Source organism: Inquilinus ginsengisoli, from assembly GCF_031453975.1.
GTDB lineage: Bacteria > Pseudomonadota > Alphaproteobacteria > DSM-16000 > Inquilinaceae > Inquilinus > Inquilinus ginsengisoli_A.
Genome location: NZ_JAVDPW010000005.1, coordinates 520,759 through 542,123 on the forward strand (window position 1 = coordinate 520,759; position 21,365 = coordinate 542,123).

The 21,365-nt window shown below is 64.5% G+C and carries 16 protein-coding genes; 8 read left to right on the forward strand and 8 right to left on the reverse strand.

The annotated features are described in order from the left end of the window. Positions 1 to 73: 73 nt before the first annotated feature. From E9232_RS16850 to E9232_RS16870, 5 genes are all read left to right on the forward strand, one after another. Entirely contained in the window at positions 74 to 658 is a 585-nt protein-coding gene (locus tag E9232_RS16850; protein WP_309795626.1) for a putative toxin, read from the forward strand. Between the two features lie 30 nt (positions 659 to 688). Continuing rightward, entirely contained in the window at positions 689 to 1,291 is a 603-nt protein-coding gene (locus E9232_RS16855; protein ID WP_309795628.1) for a hypothetical protein, read from the forward strand. Positions 1,292 to 2,241: 950 nt separating this feature from the next. Then, entirely contained in the window at positions 2,242 to 2,682 is a 441-nt protein-coding gene (locus tag E9232_RS16860) for a prepilin-type N-terminal cleavage/methylation domain-containing protein (protein WP_309795630.1), read from the forward strand. Continuing rightward, positions 2,679 to 3,068: a type II secretion system protein gene (locus tag E9232_RS16865; protein WP_309795631.1), complete on the forward strand. Its 390-nt coding sequence runs from the start codon at positions 2,679 to 2,681 to the stop codon at positions 3,066 to 3,068. The genes E9232_RS16860 and E9232_RS16865 overlap by 4 nt, the downstream gene beginning before the upstream one ends. After that, entirely contained in the window at positions 3,065 to 3,697 is a 633-nt protein-coding gene (locus tag E9232_RS16870; protein ID WP_309795632.1) for a prepilin-type N-terminal cleavage/methylation domain-containing protein, read from the forward strand. Before E9232_RS16865 ends, E9232_RS16870 begins: the two co-directional genes overlap by 4 nt. A gap of 2 nt (positions 3,698 to 3,699) precedes the next feature. Here E9232_RS16870 and E9232_RS16875 read toward each other — a convergent pair whose 3' ends face one another. The 8 genes from E9232_RS16875 to gspD all read right to left on the reverse strand — a co-directional run bounded on the left by E9232_RS16875 (position 3,700) and on the right by gspD (position 12,584). Next, entirely contained in the window at positions 3,700 to 4,533 is an 834-nt protein-coding gene (locus E9232_RS16875) for a hypothetical protein (RefSeq protein ID WP_309795634.1), read from the reverse strand. A gap of 1 nt (position 4,534) precedes the next feature. Then, a complete protein-coding gene (gene gspG, locus E9232_RS16880; RefSeq protein ID WP_309795636.1) occupies positions 4,535 to 4,996 on the reverse strand; it encodes a type II secretion system major pseudopilin GspG in 462 nt (153 codons plus the stop codon). Positions 4,997 to 5,002: 6 nt separating this feature from the next. After that, positions 5,003 to 6,220, reverse strand: coding sequence for a type II secretion system F family protein (locus E9232_RS16885; RefSeq protein ID WP_309795637.1), 1,218 nt, complete (start codon positions 6,218 to 6,220; stop codon positions 5,003 to 5,005). Positions 6,221 to 6,223: 3 nt separating this feature from the next. Continuing rightward, the gene (locus E9232_RS16890) at positions 6,224 to 7,906 is read right to left on the reverse strand and encodes a GspE/PulE family protein (protein ID WP_309795639.1); all 1,683 of its coding nucleotides are present in this window, start codon (positions 7,904 to 7,906) and stop codon (positions 6,224 to 6,226) included. Between the two features lie 128 nt (positions 7,907 to 8,034). Next, positions 8,035 to 8,631 (reverse strand): hypothetical protein, encoded by a 597-nt coding sequence (locus E9232_RS16895; RefSeq protein ID WP_309795642.1) that lies wholly within the window; start codon positions 8,629 to 8,631, stop codon positions 8,035 to 8,037. Then, entirely contained in the window at positions 8,628 to 9,188 is a 561-nt protein-coding gene (gene gspM / locus E9232_RS16900) for a type II secretion system protein GspM (protein WP_309795645.1), read from the reverse strand. Before gspM ends, E9232_RS16895 begins: the two co-directional genes overlap by 4 nt. A gap of 2 nt (positions 9,189 to 9,190) precedes the next feature. Further along, complete coding sequence (locus E9232_RS16905) at positions 9,191 to 10,279, reverse strand: PilN domain-containing protein (RefSeq protein WP_309795647.1); 1,089 nt, start codon at positions 10,277 to 10,279, stop codon at positions 9,191 to 9,193. A 148-nt stretch (positions 10,280 to 10,427) separates the two neighbouring features. Next, a complete protein-coding gene (gene gspD / locus E9232_RS16910; protein WP_309795649.1) occupies positions 10,428 to 12,584 on the reverse strand; it encodes a type II secretion system secretin GspD in 2,157 nt (718 codons plus the stop codon). Positions 12,585 to 13,049: 465 nt separating this feature from the next. Here gspD and E9232_RS16915 point away from each other — a divergent pair, with 465 nt between their 5' ends. The 3 genes from E9232_RS16915 to E9232_RS16925 all read left to right on the forward strand — a co-directional run bounded on the left by E9232_RS16915 (position 13,050) and on the right by E9232_RS16925 (position 21,293). Further along, complete coding sequence (locus E9232_RS16915) at positions 13,050 to 14,063, forward strand: tyrosine-type recombinase/integrase (RefSeq protein WP_309795651.1); 1,014 nt, start codon at positions 13,050 to 13,052, stop codon at positions 14,061 to 14,063. Positions 14,064 to 14,369: 306 nt separating this feature from the next. Next, a complete protein-coding gene (locus E9232_RS16920; RefSeq protein WP_309795653.1) occupies positions 14,370 to 20,801 on the forward strand; it encodes an FG-GAP-like repeat-containing protein in 6,432 nt (2,143 codons plus the stop codon). Positions 20,802 to 20,831: 30 nt separating this feature from the next. Then, positions 20,832 to 21,293 (forward strand): ankyrin repeat domain-containing protein, encoded by a 462-nt coding sequence (locus tag E9232_RS16925; protein ID WP_309795655.1) that lies wholly within the window; start codon positions 20,832 to 20,834, stop codon positions 21,291 to 21,293. Positions 21,294 to 21,365: the final 72 nt, after the last annotated feature.

The following is a 21,365-nucleotide window of genomic DNA, read 5'->3' on the forward strand; positions in this document are numbered from 1 at the left end:
ACTAATTTCGCAGAGGGCCGATTGGTTTTCGAGATTCTTCGGCGCTGGGGCGGGAGTGGCGGCCTCTACACAAATGCAGCCGGGCTTCGCCGGTTCGGCACGGATGTTGGCCGACATTGATGCCTGGACAAAGGCAGGAATACCCAGAAATATAGCAGTAATGCAAGCACTAAACAATACGGCTGCAATTGCTAGTGGTCGCGCCCCTCCTTATCCAAGTCCTCCAACTATTGAATCGCCAACCGAGACGATTTCAGGATTTACTTCTAATGAGCTTGGGAGTATCGCCGAGGCGGCAGTTCGGGAGGTTTACGATATTGGGCCCGTACAAAAGGTGAATTTTATGATCGACGGGCGACTGCGGTATCCTGACGGCATCACCCGGAACGCCGTATCCGAAATTAAGAACGTTGGATATCAAGCACTGGACCAGCAGCTTCGCGATGACATAGATTTTGCGCGGAAAACAGGTCGCCGCTTTGATCTATATACAAGACCGAACGGTGGAACTGTGCTTTCGGGTCCGTTACAACAGGCGATCGATAGCGGCGAAATTAATCGGCACGACATTCCTGGTATCGACAGAAATGGAGCCCCGCTCTCTGGGTCAAATTTGGTATCCGGCGATGGCTCGTCATTCCCGGCAACCGAGCACTGATGATTTACCAAAGACGTGGGAAGGCATAGAATGAAGAATCCAAGCAAATCGACTAGTTCTCCAGAAGAGCTGGCTGCGCGAAAAGCTGTGCGTGACGAAGAATTGCGCAATAGAAATGAATATCTGGACATTGCCGAAAGACCAATAATCGTAGATCTTTCTCGCATGGGATTTAATGTTAATTCTGTTTGGGATTTGAAAGCAAAATACGCCAATTACGATGGAGCTATAAGTATTCTGCTGAAGCACATTGTGTTGGATTATCCGGATATTATCAAGGAAGGTATTGCGCGTGCTCTGGCTGTGCCGGCTGGGAAATCACAATTTGGGTTCTTAATATCTTTATTTGAATCGTCGAAAAAATCAAATCAACCGCAATTTAGAGAAGGGTTAGCTTCTGCGATTTCTGAATTGGCGGGCGATGAGGATATCGATCAGATAATTCGATTGATTACCGATGAAAGTCATGGAGAAGTCAGATTATATTTTGTGGTGCCACTGATGCGCTCAAAGCTTGATAAAGCTCGTGTTTTGGTGGATCATCTGTCGTCGGATCCGACTTTTGCAAAGGAAATTAAAGCTAGGAGAAGACGCCGAAAAGGTTGGACTGGAAGTGAAGGAACCAAACATTGAATCTTCCAAACACTACGAATATCCTTTCATGCTAAATTGAAGTTCGATTGAGAAAGACATGAGCACGCCGCAGCGTTTGCGGATGGAGGTACTCGGTGCGCTGTGCCACATCCCGGTGCGCTCCAACGCCCGGAAATTCCTCCTGTCGTTGCTGATCTCAGAGATCGGTCCATGTTGGCTTTCTATAGTTGTGTGATGGGCAACGCTATCACTTGGTGATCGAGACCTCATGCACCGGATTCGGCCGCTTTATGCGGATACTTGACGGGATCACCACCAGCGGTTTAAATCTCGGCATGCTCGCGTCGGTAGTCTGTTGCAGGGCCACTACATGGCACTATTGGTCGAAAGGGCGACCTACCCTCTCATTGGAGCGTTACGTCGTGCTCAATCCGATTGCCGCACATTTCGTCCGTCCCGGAGGATTGCGCCTGGAGCAGCAGGCGGCGCCGCCGCAGGTCTGATGCGCCTGCTCGGCTGGTTCATGGTTGGGAGGCTGAGAGACGAGTTCGGGCAAGGCGGAGGATATCTGTGAAACCTGTCGGCGCTTCCTCCGAGACGAGGCGGAGCGGCTAGCCGTGACGGGAGGGTGGCGACGGGCGCAACGTGGCAGAGGCTCTGGCGCCTCCTTGGTTCCGACGCCTGCGTTGCAGTTGGCGGTAGCTCCGGTGGCAAACTCACTCTCGCCCGAAGTGCAGCGGCGCCAGCGCGCTCTGGCCCTGCCGATTGCGGCGGATCGCGACACGGGGCGGGCGGGCGATGTAGCGATGGCCGCGGCCTACGAGTCCGACTCCCGTATCAGGCGCCGACCGATCAGCCTTCGAGGTCCAATATCGCACCCTTAGCCACATCTTCGGCGGATCGGCACGATGTCGAACCGGCCGGTTGAGCGCGATCCGGGAGCGGGTCTCTCCCTCGCCCTGCAGAGGCCGGCTGTGACGAGGCGACCTGTGGCGGTCCGCGGTTTCACCCTGATCGAAATGCTGATCGTGCTGGTGATCCTGGGGCTGACGATGGCCGTGGTAGGGTTGGCCGTGCCGGAATGGCGCACCCGCTCGGCGCTGCGTGAGACGGCTGCCGGCCTGGAGCGTCTCCTGACACAAGCCCATGACGCCGCGCTGCGCCAGCAGGCTCCGCTGCTGGTGCACTTCGACCCCGAGGCCCGGCGCATCGGCATCCCGGCGCTCGGCCGCTGGCAGGCGGTGCCCGATGGGTTCGACCTGACCCTGACCGGTGCCGCCATCGGGCGCGACGGTGACGTTCCCGCCTTGTTGTTCCTCGGCGACGGGTCGAGCAGCGGCGGTATCCTGACCCTCGGCCGCGGCGACCGCCGCCTGTCGTTGCGCATCGCCTGGCTGACCGGGACCATCAGCCAGGAGAGCCCGCCATGAGCCGGGCGCGCCGAGAGAGCGGCTTCACCCTGGTCGAGGTGCTGGTGGCGCTGGCCGTGCTCGGCAGCATTGCCTCCGCGGCGCTGGTGCTGCTGGTGTCGAGCCGCGACCGCGATGCACGCGCCACGGCGCAGATGCGTGCCGGCCTGGCCGCCGAGGCCATCCTAGAGCGTGTCGGGCTCGATTTGCCGCTCGCGCCGCGCAGCGTGACGGGCCGCCTGGGCGACGGCAGCGCCTGGTCGCTCGCCATCGCCCCGTATCACGAAGATGCATTGCCTGAGGTCGCGGGCCAGCCGGGCCTGCTCTCCGTCGTGGTCCGCATCACGCCGCGCCGAGGGCCGCCGGTCCAGCTCGCCACCCTTCGCGCAGCCGGGTTGCCGCCGTGACCGTCCGGCCAAGCCGGGACGCCGGTTTCACCCTCCTTGAGGTGCTGGTCGCGTTGGTGCTGACCGGGCTGGTCGTCTCGGCCGGGTTGGGCCTCCCGAAGCTGTTCGCCCGGTTCGACCAGCAGTCGCAGACGGTCGCGGAACTGCGCGACGGTACGGCAGCGGCCGGTCGGCTGCTGCGCGCCCTGGCGGAAGGCGCGGTGCCGGACTTGTCGACCACCGAAGAGCCGGTGCAGGCCAGCGAGACGGCGTTGACGCTGCTGTCGCTGGGGCCGCCGATCCTGAGCCTCGACCGGCCGGCACCGCTGACCTTGCGGGTGGTGCAGGGCGATGGCCACGCCGCCCTGCGCCTGGCCTGGGCCGATCCGGAGACAGGCGCCACACGCGAGGAGACGGTGCTGGCGGGCGCCCGCTCGATCCGCCTGAGCTACTTCAATCCCGGGCGTCCGGGAACTGCCGGAGGCTGGCGACCAGATTGGGGCCGGCGCTGGGCACTTCCAGCCGCGATCCTGCTACGGGTCGACGCACCGGAACTCGGCCCCCCGATCGACCTCATCGCCCACACCCGGGCCCGGTTGCCGGAAGCCTGCCTGCTGCTGCCGCAGGAACCCGCCTGCCGGCCGGGATAGGATCAATCGCAGGCGATCGCCGCCGGTTCCGCTAGGTCGCGCTGCGACAGGATCCGGATGATCGGGGCCCGAGCCGAGAGCAGAATCACGGCTTCCCGTGTGATCCGGGCACCGCGAGGCGTCATCGCCTCGGCCCGCAACCGGTAGATTGGCTCCTCATCCGCCAGGAACCGCTGCAGATGTGCAAGCCGGGGATCGTCAGCCGGGGAGGGGCCGCCATCGTTCCGACTACGCAAGGCCTCCACGTCCGCACTGGTGAGACCGGGGATGCGGCGCAGCTGCTCGTCGGCCATCCCCGCTGCTGAAATCCCCCGGCTGCCGGTCAGGACCGTGAACCGCTCCTCGAACAACCGCGCCACCGGCGTCAGCCGGACGCAGGCGGGCAGCAGAGCGAGCACGCTCGGCAGGCGCGTCGATTCCCGGCGTGCCGCCTCGACCTGCTGCATCGCGCGCTGCCGCAGGCTTGGCGAGACCGCCATCCAGTCAAGCAGGGTTTCGATCAACTCGGCATTGCCGGCGTTGAGATCGGCCTTGCCGCTCTCGCGTAGGAAGGACAACCGGATCTCCGACCCGGCGAACCGCCACGGCACGGGAGTGCCCGAGGCGAGGATGCTCTTGAGCAGCGGGTCGTCCTGGACGCGGAGCGCCTGCACCAGGCGGGCGATCCCGGCATCGGCCAGGGCGCGGGCCTGGGACACCTCGACCGCCGCGGCAGTGCTGCCGGCAGCGGTGCGCGTCCGCTCCAGCAGGATCAGGGCGCTGGTCGCGATCACCCCGGTGATCACCAGCACCAAGAGCAGCACGAAGCCCCGCTGGCGGTGATGGCGGGCGGTCATCTTACCAGCTGACGACATCCTGGTCGTCGCCGGATCCGCCCTCCGCGCCGTCTGCGCCAAGCGAGGACAGGTCGTAGCTGCCGTGCTGGCCGGGCGCCCGATAGAGGTATGGCCGTCTCCAGGGGTCGTCAGGCACGTCGTTGGAGCGCAGGTAGGGACCCTTCCAGCCGCGCATGCCACCGGGATCGGCCGTCAGCGCCTTCAGTCCCTGACTCGTGGTCGGATAGCTGCCGACATCGATGGAGTAGAGATCGAGCGCGGATTTGAGGTTCTCGATCTGCAGCCGCGCCGTGTCGGACCGGGCGCCGCCGAGGTAGTTCAGCACCCGCGGCGCCACCAGGCCGGCGAGCAGGCCGAGGATCACCAGCACGACCAGCAGCTCGATCAGGGTGAAGCCCGCGTCATGGCGTACCCCGCGACGGCTCGCGGCGCAGGACCGGGAAGGGGGCAGGGGGCGGCGCATGCGGGATCAGACGGCCAGGTCGTTGATGCTGAGAATGGCCATCAGAATGGACATGACGATGCCCCCGACGGCAAGGCCCAGGACGATGATCAGTGTCGGCTCGAGCAGGCCGACCAGGCGCTTGATCGCGGTCTCCAGCTGCTGCTCATAGGCATCGGCGACATGGCCGGCGGTAAGATCGATCCGGCCGGTCTCCTCGCCCACCTTGAGCATCTGCACCGCAAAGGGTGGGAACAGCCGGGTCTCGGCCAGAGGGACCGACAGGCCACGCCCTTGCCGGACCCCGGTGACGACAGTGTCGAGAGCTGCCGACACCGCCATGTTCGGCACGACATCGCGCGACAGCAGCAGGGCGTTCGGCAGGTCGACGCCGTTGCCGACCAGTGTCGACAGGGTGCGGCAGAAGCGGGCCGTCACCAGGATCCGCAGCAGGGGCGCCACCAGCGGCAGGCGCAACAGCATGCCGTCCCAGGCCAGGCGCGGCCGGGGCAGGGCCAAAGTCCGCCGCAGGATGAGGACACCGACCAAGGCCGCGAGCAACACCATCCAGCCATAGACCTGCAGGAAGCGGCCGAGCCCGATGACGATGGCGGTCGGGGTCGGCAGCGCGGCGCCGGCGTCGTGGAACACCGTCTCGAATTGCGGGACGACATAGGCGAGCAGGAGATAGATCGAGCCAAGGGCGACCACGACCAGCAGGGTCGGGTACAGCATCGCCGAAGTGACGGTTTCGCGGATCTTGTCCGAACGCTCGCGCAGATCCGCCAGCCGGTCGAGCACCACGGCCAGCATGCCGGAGCTCTCGCCGGCCCGGATCATGTTGATGCAGATCCGCGGGAAGACGGGGCCCTGGGCCTCGACCGCGGCGCTCAGGCTGCTGCCGGACCGGACGGCGTCGAGGATGCGCTGCGCCAGGCGGCCGATCGCGCCGGTTTCCTCCCCGCCCGCCATCGTCATCAGCGCCCGCTCCAGCGGCTGGCCGGCTGTCAGCAGGATGGCGAGCTGGCGGGTGAAGGTGGTGATGTCCTTCGGCCGGATTCGGCCGCGGCCGAAGGACGGGTTCCGGTGTGTCCGGGATGCCGAGCCGCGGACCGGCGCGGCCTCCAACGGAAACTGCCCGAGCTGCTGCAGGTGGCGGATCACCGCCGCCTCGTCGGCCGCCTCGATCTGGCCCTCGACGAGATTGCCAGCGGGGTCCGACGCCTTGAAGGCGAAGAGCGTCATGCCCTACCCCTCCTCGGTGACGCGGCGGACTTCCTCCAGCGTCGTCAGCCCGGCCAGGCATTTGGCGACGCCGTCCTGAAACATCGTGCGCATGCCGGCGGCGCTCGCCGCGCGGGTCAGCTCCGATGTCGAGATCCGCTGGTGCAGCGTCTCGCGGACCTCGTCGGTCAGTTCGAAGAACTCGAAGATGCCGATCCGACTGGTGTAGCCCAGCCCGTCGCAGGCCGGGCAACCGATCGCGCGGTGGAGGGTGACGTCTCGGTCCTCGGCCAGGCCGAGCTGTGCCAGCTCCTCCAGCGTCGCCCGGTACGGGCTGCGGCAGACGGTGCAGAGCTGGCGCACCAGCCGCTGGCCGATGACGCCGCGGATGGTGGAGGTCAGCAGGTAGCCGTCCACCCCCATGTCGAGCAGCCGGTTGATCGACCCGGTGGCGCTGTTGGTGTGCAGCGTCGACAGCACGAGGTGGCCGGTCAGGGCGGCATGCACCGCGATGTTGGCGGTCTCGCCGTCGCGGATCTCGCCGACCATGATCACATCGGGGTCGTGCCGCATGCTCGAGCGCAGCACCCGCGCAAAATCCAGCCCGATCTGCGGCTGGACGTTGGTCTGGTTGATGCCGTTGATCTGGTACTCGATCGGGTCCTCGACGGTCAGGATCTTGCGGCTCGGTTGATTGAGGATGCGCAGCGCGGAATAGAGCGTCGTGGTCTTGCCGCTGCCGGTCGGCCCCGTCACAAGCAGGATCCCGTGCGGGTGGGCCAGATGGCGCCGGATGGCCGCCTCGACCGCGGGGGTGAGGCCGAGCTCGCCCATGTCGAGCGCCATGCCCTTGGTGTCCAGCAGGCGGATGACGACGTTCTCGCCATGCATGGTCGGCATCGTCGCCACCCGCATGTCGATGCGCTGGCCGCCGGCGGTGAACCGCGCCCGGCCGTCTTGCGGCAGGCGGCGCTCGGCGATGTCGAGGCGGGCCAGGATCTTGATCCGGCTGATCAGCGCCGGCGCCAGCTTCGCCGGCGGTGCCTTCATGTCCTTAAGGATGCCGTGGATGCGGTAGCGGAGCTTGAGCTCCTCGCGATAGGATTCGAGGTGGATGTCTGAGGCCTGCAGCCGCACCGCGTCGGCGATCACCTGGTTGACCAGCCGGATGACCGGCGCCTCCTGGGCGAGGTCCTTGAGCTGCTCGACATCTGGGTCGCCGACTATGTCGCTCTCGATTTCGATGCCGTCGGAAATCCGCTCGAGGCTGGAGCGGCCGCTCTCGTACCAGCGGGCAAAGACCTCGGCGAGGTCTTCCTCGGCCGCCACCACCGGCGCCACCGGCTTGCCCATCGCCATTTCGACCGCACGCAGCGCGAAGCCGTCGCCGGGATCGGCCATGGCCAGGGTCACGGCGCCATCGGAGTCCGCGATCGGCAGCATCCGGGAGTCCTTGAGGAACCGCGCCGGCAACCGGTCGGCAACGACCGGCGCCTCTGGAAAGTCGGTGCGGCGCGCCAATGGCAGGCCGTATTGGATCGAAAGGGCCTGGGCGTGGTCCTGGCTGGACACGAGACCCAGCCGTGTCACCAGCACGGCGACCGGCTCCGACGAACTCGCCTCCAGCCGGGACAACCGGGCGATGTCGTCCGGCCCCAGCTTGCCGAGTTCGACCAGGATCTCGACCAAGGACCTGACGTGATCCATCACCGCACCGCCCCCACGACGCTTCCGATTGTCCGGTCTCGCCGATCCGGGCCGGTCGTGCATCATCGACCTGGATGGGCGTCGGGTAAACGCTCGCGTGAAGAGAGGGCGGTCATCTGCTGTGCCGATCACTGATACGGCATGGCCCCGGCCGGACCACCTTGGTCGCCGGCCGGGCGCGGGGCAAACAGCACGTGCTTGGCATCGCCGGCCGGGCTGGTCAGGCGAACCGCGGTCGGCGTGATCGCCTCGACATGCCAGCCGCCGGCGTCGTCACCCTCATGCGCGGTGACGACTGCGCCGCCGGCCCGCGGCTTCAGCATGACGAAGGCCCCCTCCGGCTTCTGGACGATGCCGACCAGCACGAAATCTGTCCGCTCGACGGGCGCCGGTGCCGGGGCTGGCTCCGGAACCATCTCCATGACCGGGGCCGCCGCCTGCTCGGCTACCGGCTCCGGAGGCGCCGGGCGCCGCGTCGCGGCGAAAAGCGGCCGGGTGGTGGTCTCGGTCAGGGCCTCGAACGGGGCCAGCGTTGCGGGCCCGCTCGTCTGCACCGGGGCGGTCGGTGCTGGCGCGTCCGCGGCCAGCGGCGTCTGCGCCAGAGCACTCGGACGCTCGACAGCGCGGACGGGCACTGCGGCATCGTCCGGCAGCAGCAGCAATACGACGATCGCAAGCAAGCCGACGGCCAGCACCACCCAGGTCAGCGGATGCCACGACCTCACGCCGGCCTCCCGGAACCCGGCCGGTAGCCGTAGATGTCGAAGGTGACGGACAACGCCGGGTCGGGCGCTTGCCGGTCCTCCGCACGGATCTGCAGCGCGTCGATGAACAGGCTCGGCTGTCCGGCCTCGAGATCGTACAGGATGTGCTGCAGAGGCCCGATCCGGGTCGACAGCGTTACCCGGAGGCCGATACGCAGATAGGCGCCTTCCTCGCGGGCCGGCAGCACCAGCGTGTTGTCGATTTGCGCGTCGGATCGGGCGACGATGGTGCCGACCAGACGCTGCAGGTCGGCGCCACTGATCGCGGCATTGGTGCCGCCGAGGAACCGGGCGCCCTGCCCCAGCCCGGCCTTCAGCGCGTCGCGCTGGGCCGCCAGTTCAGGTCGTGAGGCCTCGACGCCGGCGAAGCGCGCCGCGTCCTGCGACAACGCGGCATAGCGAGCGTCGGCCCGCCACAGCGCGCCCAGCGCGACGCCGAGCCCGGCGAGCGGCGCGGCAATCAACGCCACCAGCAGGGCCAGGGCGAGCCAGCGCAAGGGCAAGGTAACCGGCTTCACCTTCAGGGTTCCAGCCGCGGTTCGATGCGGGCGCCGACGCTGAAACGGTCACGGCCGCTCTCGCGATCGCGGGCGCTCGGGGCCAGGAAGCGGGTGTCGGCGAAGCGGCCGGATCCCTCAAAAGCGCCGATCAGGGAAGACGCATCGGCGGCATAGCCGCCGGCCCGCAGCGCCGTCTCGGCGATCGACAGGTCGGTCAGCCAGACATCGTCGGGCAGGATGCGGCTGACGGTCTCGATCACGATCGACGCTGCCGGTGTGGAGCGGCGCTTGTTGTCGATGAAGCGCTGGGCGTCGGACAGGTCGGCAATCTCCTGCCGCAGGTGCCGCACCTCCTCCAAAGCCGGCCGCACCGCGGCCAAGCGCGCCTCGACGGCGCCGATGTCACGGCCACGTTGCCAGATCTGCCAACCGATCACGCCGCCAGCGGCGAACACCGCCAGCCCGAACACGGCGGCGGCCGCCAGTGCGGCCCGACGCAGCCCATGTCCGCCGCCGGCGGCTTTGTCCGCGCCCGGCGGCAGAAGGATCAACCTGCCCTCCGGCCCGTCCAGTTCGACCGCCGCGATCGGCACGCCGAAATCGGCGAGGGCCCGACGGGCGGATTCGACCGCAGCCCGGGGCACGATCGTCATTTCGACATCGATCTTGCGGCCGCCTTCGGTCCGGCGCAGCACCCGGGCGGCGAGATAGACATCGTCACCCGACCACGGCATCAGCCGGTCCATTTCACGGCGCAGCAACTGCGGAAGTGAGGCCGCGGCCGCCCCCGGCAGGGTGATCTGGCGCGACAGGCCGGTCTCGGTTGGCAGCCGTACCACCACCGGGCGCCGCCGAGCCTTCGCGGCCCAGGCCGCCACGCTGTGCGCTACTGCCCCATCAGTGATCACGAAACCGCGATCGGTGTCCTCCGCAACCGGCAGGCGGTGGCGAGGCCCGACTGTTCCAGTCAGCCGCTCAGGTAGGAATGTGGCCAGCTCGCTGCCCCACCAAGCAAGAAAGCGGCGGAGGGCCTGGTCAATTATTCGAAGTGGCGGTGATTGCGGCATCGATCGGGCTTCGACAATTTGATTCGGATTTAGTTTGCTCAAATAAGCTCGAGAACTCTAGCGGTGACCGCGGTCGATTGGTAGAGACCAAGCATCGATACGCGAACGTGTTGGGCGACAATCGGCTTGCTTGTAGGGTTTCTTGCAATGGCGGATTTCTTCCAGAATTGGGCGCGTTCAGCGGGAGACCCTATTTTTTGGGGGACGGGGCTCCGAACAGCTGCATCCGAGACCGGAATTCTTCAGCCACGGCCTTCGCATCCACGGCATTTCGGATCACCTTCGGGGTGATCAGGATGACCAGTTCGGTCCGCTGATCGCTATTGTTGACACCGCTGAACAGATTCCCCACCAGCGGTATGTCGCGCAGTACGGGGATGCCGGAATTGCCCCTGCTCTGCCTGTCCGAAATCAGACCACCGAGGATGACGGTCTGGCCGCTGGCCACCGACACCGAGGTCCCGACCTCCCGCTGTGAAATCGTCGGATTGCCGCCGCGGTCCTCCGTACCTTCCACGACATTGCTGACCTCCTGCCGGATGTCGAGATTGACCTGACCGTCGGGGTTGATGCGCGGGGTCACCTGCAGGATGACACCGGTGTCCCGGTACTCGACGTTGTTCACGATCGGCGCGTCGGGATTGTCGGTCGACTGTTGCTGACGAGTGATGACCGGGACCTGATCGCCGACCTTCAGCTGGGCCGTCTGATTGTCGAGCACGGCAAGGGAGGGGGAGGAAACCACCTTGACGTTGGTGACGGCGGCCAGCGCATCGAGGATGACCCGGAAATTCCCGCTGCTAATGATGAAGTTGAACCCGGGAACCTGCGGGTTGACGCCGAAAATGCTGTTCTGGGTGAAAGCCGACGAAAAATTGCCACTCTCGAGCCAATAGTGGACGCCGTAGCGCAGCGTATCGGTCAGCGTCACCTCGGCGATCGTCGCCTCGATCAGGACCTGGTACTGCGGGGTGTCCATTAGGCGGATCGCAGCCTCGATCTTGCGCCAGGCCTCGGGCGTTGCCATCACCATGAGCGAGTTTCGCTCCTTGTTGGCGACGATACGGGCCCCGTCGAACGGGTCGGGCCCACGGCCGATTCCGCCACCGGTGCCCCCACCGGCTCCACCCCCGACCATGTCTGTGAGGTCGTTGGACAGGATGCCGAGCTTGTCGCCGGCGGACATGATGGCTCCGGTGTCCATTGCCGATCCGTCGTTCCGGGAGGGCAGGGCGGTTCCTGTCGATGCCGTCTGGGCCTGCAGTCCTGGCGCAACGGTGCTGCTGTCGCCGCTCGACGACGTGCCGCCTCGGCCTCCGCCCATGAACTGGCTCATTATGGATGCCAGGTTCTCAGCCGTGCCGTTCTCGACCCGGTAGACGTAGAGCTGGGTGCCCTGCTTGTCTCCCTGGTCCAGACGATTGATCCAGGTCTCGGCTTGCCGCAGGCGCGCCGGCTGCCTCGCCACCACCATCACCGCGTTCAGGCGGCGCACCGGTATGAAGTCGATTCCACCCTGCATTGGGGTGCCTTCGGCCCCGAGCTTGAAGACTGATCTCAGCTCGACAATTATCGACGCTGGATCGGAGCGATGAAGTGGGAACAGTCCCGCTGACACCCCGCGCATCGCGTCGACGTCGAACGATGCGATCATCTCCGCGACCGCAGCGCGATCGCTGCTGGGTCCGGACACCACCACGAGATTCCGCGTGGGATCCGTTCGAACCATGTTGCTGTTCGCGATCGGGCTGATCAAGGGGCCGATCGTGGCCGCCTGGACAAATCGCAGAGGGATGATCGAGACACCGTAGCCAGCCGGCAACGGCGTCGGGTCACCACCCAACTGAACCATCACCCGCCCACCAGCGGCTTCGTTGGCGGGCACAATCCGATAGCCGGCCCCCTCGGAGATCATCGCGGCGCCGTTCATCCGCAAAACCGTCTCAACCGTGGCGAGCAAATCCTGCCGGGTGATTGCGGAACTGCTAGAGACCGTAGCCGTGCCTTGGACCTTTGGATCGACCGAATAGGACGATCCGAGCGTGTCGGCCAGCACAGCCTTCAGGAAGTCGCGGATATCCGCGTTCTCAAAATTGATCTGTGCGCCCTGACCGCTGATGACGATGGGCGACGTTGTGGCCGCGGGGGAGGGCACGCCGTCCGTGCCGAAATACAGCTGTGGTGCGCGGAGATCAGTCGGCGAGGACGTTACCGCCACAGACCCGGAGGGTTGGCGAGGGAGTTTCGAGGGAACGTTGAAATTCGCGCCGGCGACCGCATCGACGGTCGACGGCGTCCGGTTTTTCTCGGTTTGCTGGCAACCAACGATGCCAAGCGCGATCACCACCGCCAGGGCGCATCGAGCCCCTGGCAGCCGACATCTGCCTCCCCCCTGGAACATCCGACGGCCCGCCCCCAAAAAATCCGAATTTACGCCTATTTCGGATCGGCATCACCATGCCGGGCGGCTGCTTGCTGTGCAAGCCGTCCCGTGATGATGATCTTATGCTTTCCCTTGGTCGTGGCGCAGATAGGGGTTGAGGAAATAACCCCTCTTGTCCATCGCTGTGACACGCTCGCTTGAACATGACTTCTGTTCTAACTCGTTGATTTTATTGCGCGATAATGGCGCTTATCGGTCGTAGCGAGGTGGCGCCGGGCCGTCCGGCGCGCTAGACTCGCCGCCGCCGCCGCCGGCCGCTGTCGCGGCCGCGACGTGTCTGAATAGGGCAGGGGAGGCGGCATGCCGGATATCCCGACGATCGCAGAGGCATCCGCGCCCGCGGTTTCTGTGGCCGAGGCTGCGGAGCCTATGGCCCTGACCGATATCCAGATCGCCGAGATCCGCGCGCTCGCCGAGAAGGCGGACGTATTGGTGAGCGCCGCATCCTCGGCCAACACCAAGCTCGCCTACGCCAAGGCCTGGCGCGCCTGGAGCGAATGGTGCCTCCGCTTCGGCCTCGACCCGACCGGAGCCGGTCCCGCGGCTGCCGCCGACGGCCACTGGCTGGTGCTGCACCTGACCGCCCTGGCCGAGACCCGGTCTCTGTCCACCATCGAGTTGCGGCGCTCCGCCGTGGTGACCATCCGCAAGCGCCTCGGCCACCCCGTGAACCTCGATCTCCCCGGATTCGACGACTTCATCAAGGGCCTGCGCCGGACCAAGGGCACCCGGCCGACCCGGAAAACCGCCCTGCTCGAGGAGAATCTGCGCGCCGCCATGCTGCTGATCCCGGCGAGCGACGGCCCGGATCCCGAACGGGCGCGGCGGCTGCGCGACCGCGCCCTGCTGCTGACAGGCTTCGCCGGCGGCTTCCGCCGCTCCGAACTCGCCGGCTTCGACCTGCGCCATGCCACCCTGTCGGCCGAAGGCCTGGTGCTGTTCGTGGCCGGGTCCAAGAACGACCAGGAGCGCGCGGGCGCCGAGGTCGGCATCCGCACCGTCCCCGGCTCGCCGCTCTGCGCCGTGACCGCCTTGCGCAGCTGGCTCGGCGCCCGCGGCGATGCGCCCGGGGCGCTGTTCTGCCGGATCGACCGCGGCGGCCACCTGGTGACCGGGAGGGACGGCCGCCACCCGGCGATCGCCGGACGCACCGTCGCCCTGCTGGTCAAGCGGGTGATCCGCCAGGCCGGGCTCGATGCCGCCGAGTTCTCCGCTCACAGCCTGCGCGCCGGCATGATGACCGCGGCCGACCGCAAGGGCGTGCCCTTGGAGCGCGCCATGGAGCATGGCCGCTGGAAGAGCCTGGCGACCGCACGGGGCTACCGGCGGCACTCCAGTCTGTGGGTGGGGAATTTCACCGAAGCGTTGCTGCGCGACGAATAGGCGGATGACCTCCGCGCATTGCGGGGGAACACGCCAAGCACGGGGCGATGCGCGGCCGTGATGTCGAGCCTCATGGGACGGGATTGTCCGACGCCGAACTGCGAACCGGGGCGGACAGGTTCTTGTCGGAGGCAACGAAGATTCTGTCGTTCCGCCGCTCCGCTCCGAGGGGCTCTTGTGCGCGGATGGGAATCCTGTCGTGCTGGAATGGCGTGCGGTGTCGCGTCGTGACGTGCGGTCCGAGCCTGAACGGGCGGGGCCGGTTGCGGTAGACCCGCAGAGGCGCGATCGGGGGAGAGCGTGACGATGCGGGTCGAAGTTCGGCAGCGGGCGGGCGCAGTCGTGCGTCCGGCGTGGCGGGTGGTGCGTGCAGCAGCGGCATCGGCCCTGGTGCTGGCGGCACTGTCGGGAAGCCCCGGAGCCTGGGGCCAGGACGAAGCGCCACCGCCAACGGATTCATCCGGTCCCGAAACTCTGATCCCGTCGGCAGAGCCGACCGTGACCGACCCAGGTGTTTCGGCCGAGACGCCCCCAATCGAGCCATCGACTGAGGCGGAATCGCCACCGACAGAAGACCTGGCCCAGCCGGAAGGTGAGGCGACATCGGACTCCGCGGCGATGGCGGCGGCCGCATCGGCGTCGTCAGACGATCCGGTGACGCAGCAATTGTCGCTGCCGGTGCTCGCAAACGAGCCACCGGCGGCGTCGTTCAATGGCAGCTACACCACCTCGGTACCGATCGAGGTCCCGCCATTCCATGGGATCGAGCCGAAGCTGTCACTGGTCTACGATTCGAGCCAAGGGCAGAAGGCGGGCGGACTCTATGCCGGCTTCGTCGGCACCGGCTGGCGGTTATCGGGGATCCCGGACATCGTGCGGGCGTCCCGGGTCAAGGGTGCGCCTCAGTTCGATCAAAGCATCCCGACCACGACAGACGTGTTCCTGCTCGATGGGCAGGAGTTGATTCGCTGCGACGCCACTACAGCCGGGGCCGCGAGCTGCCGGGCGGGCGGCACGCACACGACGCGAAGCGAGAGTTACCGCAAGATCGTGGCGCGGGACCGGATATGGGAGGTCTTCGACCGCGACGGCACACGGTCGACCTTCTCTCCTGTCGGGTTGGACGCATGGGCGACCCCCAACTATCAAGCCTCGGATACGATGAAGTTCTCGTATCGCTGGCTACTCTCGCAGGTTTTGGATACACACGGAAATACAGTCACTTACAAGTACTCCTGCGCAGCTCCCCTGTGCTACCCGGTATCGATTTCTTACAATGGGGTCCAGGTAAATTTTGGATGGCCCCCAATTCCGAATGGGGCTGCACAGACGCGGGCAACGGGTGGTGGCCTGATATGGCTCGGGTCGCAGTTGCGGCGCATCGAGATATTTGTAGCTGGCGGACCTCAGCGCGCTTATGAGCTTCGGTATTTCCCGAATCCAAGTCCGTCCACCGGACTGCAGCAACTGATGTCCGTGCGCCAGTTCGGCAGCGACTTCGTCTGGAACGGTGACACTTACACTGCGAGCGCCGCCCTCCCGCCCTGGCAGTTTGCCTACACGAACTCGCCGGTCGGCTTCACCAGCCAGACCTATGGCACCGGGACGTCTGGAAAGCGGACACTGACCTATGCGGACTTCACCGGGGACGGGCGGCAGGATGTGCTGCTGGTCCAAGTGGGGCAGAGGAATATCGGCACCAGTCAGGAGCCCGTTTATATCGACCAATGCACGTTGCGGCTGTGGCGGTCCATCCCACTTCCGGACGGCAGCACCGGCATGGCAGGTGTGACCGCTCCAAGCGGGCCGATGGACTGCGATACGGATGCCGAGAAGGAAGGGGGCAACAATTCGTACAGCTTCCGGACGGGCGACTTCAATGGGGACGGCAAGGCAGACATTGCCCATGTGACGAGCCGCGACATCACGGTTTGGCTGTCGGGCTGGGACGGGGCTTCGCCAGCTTGGGATGAGGAGCACTTCCCGATCGCGGATCCGACGCAGCACTGCACCGGCGGCAGGCCCGAGAACCAGACCTGCGATCCGCTGGATCGGGTCCAGGGCTCAGACGTGATGCTGTTGGACATCGACGGCGACGGCCGGGTGGAAATCCTGGTCTCAGCCGAGAACAATCCCGTCTACGACTACGAAAAGCGGCGTGCGTACTACTGGACGGCGAATGGGTTCGGGTCGGCTAGCTATGACGACCAGATCCCGCCGAGCCATCAGGTCGTGGGGTCGCTGGATCTCAACGGCAACGGCCGAGAAGATGTCCTGGCCGGACTGGGATTTGGCCCAGGATCGTCGCCAGCGTTCTCCATCTACGAACATCGGACGGGTGACCGCTTCACGTTGCAGCGGATCGTCAGCGATGCGCCGCCGATCGGTGTCCTCAGGCACTATGCCTTCGGCGATTTCAATGGCGACGGTGCGTCCGACATCGCGGAGATGCGGGACGGTAGCAGCTCCATCTTCAAAGTCTATCTATCGAACGGCAATGGGCTGATGCCGCCGGCGGAGCAGGACGCGGGCGGTTCATGTCCGGATGATGGCTGCCACCTTTATGCCGGCGACTTCGATGGCGATGGACGCAGTGATCTCCTCGTCACGGGGCTTCAGACATCACAAGGCCAAATCGGCGTGCAGCTGATGTTGTCCCGGGACAACAACCAATGGAGCCTGTTTCCCCGTTTCAGCAGAGACAACATTGAGGGCGTTGCCGATTTCAACGGCGACGGCAAGGCCGATATCATCCAGGAGTTTGATAGCACTTTCGTGATTTCGTATTCGGCCGGCGGCGATCCGTCCGGTGGGGTGGCCGACCTTCTGAAGCAGGTGAACAATCCGATCGGAGGCATCACCCAGATCAAATACGCGGCGTCGTCGAAGTGGGGCGACACTCCCGGCACCAACCTCCCCTTCATTCTCCAGACCGTCACATCGGTGACGCAGAACAGCGGCGCGGGAGCCGTTGGCACCACGGGCTTCACCTATTCCGGCGGGAGATGGGACGCGACTGAGCGCCGGTTCCTCGGTTTCGCCTCAGCCACGGTGACCAAGCCCTGCAGCGACGGCGTGTGTCCGTCGGAAGTCCACGACTTCATGCAAAGCCTGGCCTCGGCCGGCAAGCCCTGGCGGGTCCGGCATTTCGCGGGCCCTTCGGACCAGACATCTCTGCTGCTGGAGGAGCGGGAACACTACGACGAGCAAAACGCGCCGCCTTATTTCTCGAAGAACGACCGAAGCGACCGGTTGATTTGGTACGGGGGAACTGCGCATCAGGCCGCCACGGAACGCGATATCGACTACTTCGGCAATGTCTTCAACCTGCGCGAATACGGCAATGTGAACGGCAGCGGCGAGGATCGCGTCACCACGACCACCTATAATTACAATTTATTGATGTATATTGTCGGCCTGCCGTCAAGGCAGAAGCTGTCCGAAGGCATCACGAATCCAGTGCTCCTACGACACACCGTCAATCTCTATGACGGAGCCACGACCAGCGACACGGCGCCGACCGAAGGCGATCTGACCATGGAGCAGCGGTTCATCGGCAGCTCGGGCTGGGCGACCCGCTCCTTCGTCTATGATACCCACGGCAATCGGGCCTTGGAGCGGCAGACGGTCGGATCGCAAACGATCCAGACCCAAACCGAATATGACGAGACCTACCAGCTGTACCCGGTGAGGGTGACGAGGTCACTCGCCACCGGAAATCATATTAGCAGCGCCACGATCGACCCGGTCTGTCTGAAACCGAAGACCACGACCGATGTGAACGGACAAGTCTCGACCTGGTATTATGACAAGCTGTGTCGGCCCATCCTGCTCACCAAGCCGGGCAACGACTATGTGCAATGGCTCTATCTGCTGCTGGGTCAGCCGGCGGCACAAAGGGTGGAATTCCGGATGCCGGGCACCGGCACGTTCGGCTATGTCGGCGGACAGCATCTATTCGATGGCTTTGGGCGCACCTATCAGACCAACCTCACCGCGCCGGATGGGAATAGTGCTAAGATAATCGTGACGGGGAAGGAGTACGACGCTCGCGGCAATCTGACCGCCGAGACGATACCGTATTATAATGAAGAATACTCTGCCCAAAACCCGGCGCCGCGGACCGTTTATCGATACGACGCGCTCGACCGTGAGGCGTCGCGGACCTTACCTCACGATCCCAATGAGAGCGGCCAGAGCTATTCGACTTACTATGGCTTCAACGACAACCTGGAGTCCTTCGACTGGGTGGCGACCTACGACCCGCTGGTCCGCAAGAAGTCGGCGATTCGGCGTGATGCCTTCGGCAACACCGTGGCGACCGAGCAGTATCTCGGGGCCAACCTCCGTGGCGACACGACCTACCGGTGGAACGCGGCCGACCAGCTGATCGGGATCACCGATCCGATCGGTGCCGTCTGGACCTACCAGTACGACACTCTCGGCCGACGGACGGCAGCATTCGACCCGGACCTCGGCCGCATACTGTTCGAATACGACGACGCCAGCCGGCTGGTGAAACAGACGGACGCGCGCAACTCGATCATCACCTTCGGCTATGACACGTTGAGCCGAGTCACCCGGAAGACGGTGACCCGGGGCAGCCAGGCCGATGTCACCGACTACGTGTATGACGAGGCGGTGCCGGGGTATTTCAACAAGGGACAACTGGTCCGCCAGGTGAACAACGTCGGGCGGTTGTGCACCGACTACGATGTCGCCGGACGGGTGGCACGGCAGCGCTGGACGCTCTGGCCGCAGGGCACGCAGGCGGATCGGACCGCAACCTGCGCGGGGGACCCGCCGGATCCAGTGCCGACTTTCGCAGTTGTGACAGCATACGATGCCGGTGGGCGGGTGGTGGGCCGGAAATACCCTGACCTCGATCAAATCGGGCAGATCGGAAGCACCGGTCCGGACTGGCGCTGGAAATACGACGGTGCCGGGCGGCTGCAGGAAATCCCCGGCCTGGTGGCGCTGACCTACACCGCGGCTGGACAGCCACTGCAGACGTGGTATGCCAGTGGTGCCAGCACGGCCAACACCTACGACAAGTACCGGGGTTGGCTGCGAACGCGCTTCACCAGCGTGGGGCCTGGTCCCACCGAAGGTCGCTTCTATGCCGGATACTCCTATGACCCGGTGACGGGCCTGATCTCGGCCGCTGACATCTCGAATTCGGCGGTGAACGAACACTGGAACTACAGTTACGACCTGATGGACCGCCTGACCACGGCGGATAGTACTCTCGACAACCCCCTGACCCACAGGTTCGCTTACGATCTTGCAGGCAACATCACGATGATGCGGTTTGTCGGCGACTACGACTACCCGGCTCCGGGGGCAATCGGCCAGCCGCCGCACGCGCCGAGCTGCATTCGGGGAGATAGCACGGCTTCGTGCCAGCCGGCGAATGAGCTGCACTACGACCAAGTCGGAAACATGCTCACCGGCCTTAACCGGACGATCGCCTGGGACGGCGAGAACCGACCGACCACGGTGACGGTCGGTAGTGGCGTGAGCGCTCGGACGACCACATTCGCCTATGGCCCGGATGGATCTCGCTGGAGGAAGACGATGCCGACACCGGCGAATGCGGCTTGTCAGGGAACACCCGCGGCCACTCAGATCTTCTCGTTCGGGCCGGAGATGGAGCGGAAGGTCGAGCCGTTGTGCGTGTCCGGGCAATGGACGACACCGGAGACCACGCCGGTGGTGTGGACGAAATACCCGCATCCGGATGTGAAGCGGGTGAGCGTCGGCACCGGCGGCACGTCGATGAGTTATTTCATCCACCGCGACGGCCTGCAGACGATCCGGCTGGTCACGAACAACACGGGCGGGTTCGAAGAGTTCTCGAACTACACCCCCTACGGCAAGCGTACCCAGACGCCAAATATGGGAGCGACCACGGAGGAGACCAAGGGTTTCATCGGCGAGCGCGAGGACCCGGAGGTGGGGCTGGTCTACCTCAACGCCCGCTACTACGACCCGGCGATCGGACGGTTTATTTCGCCGGACTGGTGGGATCCGACCCAGTCTGGAGTGGGGACCAATCGGTACGCATATTCCTTCAACAACCCCATCAACAAGAGCGATCCTTCGGGACATGATGCTGATTGGGACCGTGGCCGGCGCTGGGGTAATGCCTTCACCGCGCCCGGTGCATATGCCGGCGCTATTGTTGGAGGAGGAGTTGCGACGGCGGGAACCGTTGCGCTTGCGAGTGGCACGGGGGGAGCTGGAGCTCTTGCTGGACCCGAGGCGGTGGCGCTTGGAGTCGGAGGTGGAGCGGTTGTCGGTGGTATTGCCGGCAATGTCGTCGGCAATGTAGCAGGCTATGCTGTTAGCGTTGGGGAATGGGGCTATGATGGGTTATTCGGGAGCGAACAACATGTTGATCTGCATCGCCCGGAGATTAGAGCTGGGGTGCGCGCTGAGGTGTGGGGGCGGGCGCCGAAGACTGCCGACGGACGCCCGATTGATCCAAACACCGGTCAGCCAATTGACGGAACGCCGGACCTCGGCCATGTATATGGGCGAGAGTTTTGGAGGGAAAAGAAAAAGGCTCAAGAGGAAGGGTTAACGCAAGAAGAATTTAACGATCGAATGAACAATCCTGACCTATATCAGCTGGAAGATCCCAAGGCGAATCGGAGTCATCAATACGAAAAGCCGAAGGATAGTCCTGAAGAATCCCCCGATAATCCTGGCGAAAACCTTCCTCCGACCGAGTGAATTCGACGTCGAAATATGTGCGAGGTTCCTATGGGAATACAAGAGGCTGTCCTGAGAGGTGACGTAAATGCGGTTAAAGCTTCCCTGGATGCGGGAGATTTAATTGATCAAACGGATCGCCTGGGCCGAACCCCACTTATGAACGCTGCAATCGATAAGAAGATCGAGGTAGCAAGACTTTTGCTGGAGAGAAACGCGGATCCGAACCTGTCTGATGAGCGAGGTTGGACTGCGTTACACTTTTCGTCACAAGCGCAAGCGTCGGAACTGATTGTACTTCTCTTGCAATTCGGAGCAGACGTAGATCCGACTGACGATAACGGGAACACGCCACTCTTTAGGGCTGTATTTTCCTACAAAGGAGATGGAAGAGCTATAGAAGCTTTGCTATTAAAATCTGCGGATCGAGAAAAGACGAACAAGCATGGGGTGAGTCCAAAATCGCTGGCGTTCAGCATTTCTAATTACGATGCACGCAAGTATTTCGTGTAATTGATGGGCTGATCGAGATTGCAATTCTCCAACTCCTGACATAGAACACTCCTGGCGCCAATCTTCGGCTGG